At 62.4% G+C, this 1,660-nt stretch carries 3 protein-coding genes and 1 pseudogene; all 4 read right to left on the bottom strand.

All coding sequences use genetic code 11. From position 1 onward, the window contains the following. Window positions 1-170, bottom strand: a 170-nt coding sequence (rplD, locus tag RMO18_RS12695) for a 50S ribosomal protein L4 (RefSeq protein WP_309666356.1), incomplete at its 3' end; no start/stop codon positions are given. Next, a complete protein-coding gene (rplC, locus tag RMO18_RS12690) occupies window positions 167-883 on the bottom strand; it encodes a 50S ribosomal protein L3 (RefSeq protein ID WP_309666355.1) in 717 nt (238 codons plus the stop codon). The genes rplC and rplD, both read right to left, overlap by 4 nt. A gap of 13 nt (window positions 884-896) precedes the next feature. After that, window positions 897-1,205 (bottom strand): 30S ribosomal protein S10, encoded by a 309-nt coding sequence (rpsJ, locus tag RMO18_RS12685; protein ID WP_023666234.1) that lies wholly within the window; start codon window positions 1,203-1,205, stop codon window positions 897-899. Window positions 1,206-1,310: 105 nt separating this feature from the next. Continuing rightward, window positions 1,311-1,660, bottom strand: a pseudogene (tuf, locus tag RMO18_RS12680) (elongation factor Tu); the annotation flags it as partial.

Here is a 1,660-nt window from a genome sequence, read left to right as displayed (position 1 = left end):
GAAACCTCGGCCCGGGTCAGCGTCGAGTGGGTGCCAGCCTGGGATTTCGCCCGCTGCCAGCGCACCACGCGGTGCAGGATGTCGGCGCGCGGCTCAAGGCCGAACAGCGCCTCATTCAGATCGATGGAACCGGCCTTCTTGCCGTCCAGCTTGATCACATCAAGTTTCATGCTTCACCCCCTTCGGCAACAGCAGGTGCAGCGACAACAACCGAACGCACCGCTGCGGGCAGCGGCAGACCGGCGGGCGCGGCTTTCTTGACCGCATCCTTGATCGTGACCCAGCCGCCCTTCGATCCAGGGACAGCGCCCTTGATCATGATCAGACCACGGTCGGCATCGGTGCGCATGACCTGCAGGTTCTGCGTGGTCGAACGAACGGCACCCATGTGACCGGCCATCTTCTTGCCTTTGAACACCTTGCCGGGATCCTGGCACTGGCCCGTGGACCCATGCGAGCGGTGCGACACCGACACACCGTGAGAGGCGCGAAGGCCCCCGAAGTTGTGCCGCTTCATCGCACCCTGGAAACCCTTACCAAGCGAGGTGCCCGCAACGTCCACGAACTGCCCTGCAAGATAATGGTCAGCGGTGATTTCCGCACCCACATCGATCAGGCAATCCGGGGTCACGCGGAACTCCGCGATCTTGCGCTTCGGGGCCACGTTCGCTTTCGCGAAATGGCCGCGCTGCGCAGCGGTTGTCCGTTTGGCCTTGGCCACACCGGCACCAAGCTGGACAGCGGTATAGCCGTCCTTGTCATTGGTCCGCTGGGCGACGACCTGAAGGCTGTCAAGCTGCAGCACCGTCACCGGGACCTGCTTGCCATCCGACAGGAACAGCCGGGTCATGCCCAGCTTCTTTGCAATAACGCCAGAGCGCATCAGGGTGCCCTCCCTATACTTTGATTTCGACGTCAACGCCGGCAGCGAGGTCGAGCTTCATCAGCGCGTCCACAGTCTGCGGTGTCGGGTCGACGATGTCGAGAAGGCGCTTGTGCGTCCGGATTTCCCACTGGTCGCGCGACTTCTTGTCGATGTGCGGGCCACGCAGAACGGTGAACTTCTCGATCTTGTTCGGCAGCGGAATCGGGCCGCGCACTTGCGCGCCGGTCCGCTTGGCGGTGTTGACGATTTCCTGCGTGCTGGCATCCAGCACACGGTAATCGAAGGCTTTCAGCCTGATACGGATGGTTTGACCTTGCATGTCGTTTTCCTTCGGAACGTAGGATCGGCAACGGCACCGGTCCCATAGGTTCGCTCTATTTCAAGGGTAGCAGCGGCGCGCCGGTAAGGGCGCGCCGGTATTTGATCAGGCGAGGATCTTCGAGACCACGCCTGCGCCCACCGTGCGGCCGCCTTCGCGGATGGCGAAGCGCAGCTTTTCTTCCATCGCGATCGGCGCGATCAGTTCGACGTTGAACTTCAGGTTGTCGCCCGGCATCACCATCTCGGTGCCTTCGGGCAGCTGAACCGTGCCGGTCACGTCGGTGGTGCGGAAATAGAACTGCGGCCGGTAGTTGGCAAAGAACGGCGTGTGACGGCCACCCTCTTCCTTGGTCAGGATATAGGCCTCGGCCTCGAACTTGGTGTGCGGCATCACCGACTTCGGCTTGCACAGCACCTGGCCACGTTCCACGCCTTCACGGTCGATACCGCGCA

It is taken from the genome of Tabrizicola sp., from assembly GCF_031377265.1.
Taxonomy (GTDB): Bacteria; Pseudomonadota; Alphaproteobacteria; order Rhodobacterales; family Rhodobacteraceae; genus JAUYQR01.
This window is presented reverse-complemented; position numbering and strand designations above follow the sequence as displayed.

Bases quoted from the DNA above. Each gene is read 5' to 3' on its own strand.
- rplC (WP_309666355.1), bottom strand. From the start codon at position 883: ATGCGCTCTGGCGTTATTGCAAAGAAGCTGGGCATGACCCGGCTGTTC.
- rpsJ (WP_023666234.1), bottom strand. From the start codon at position 1,205: ATGCAAGGTCAAACCATCCGTATCAGGCTGAAAGCCTTCGATTACCGT.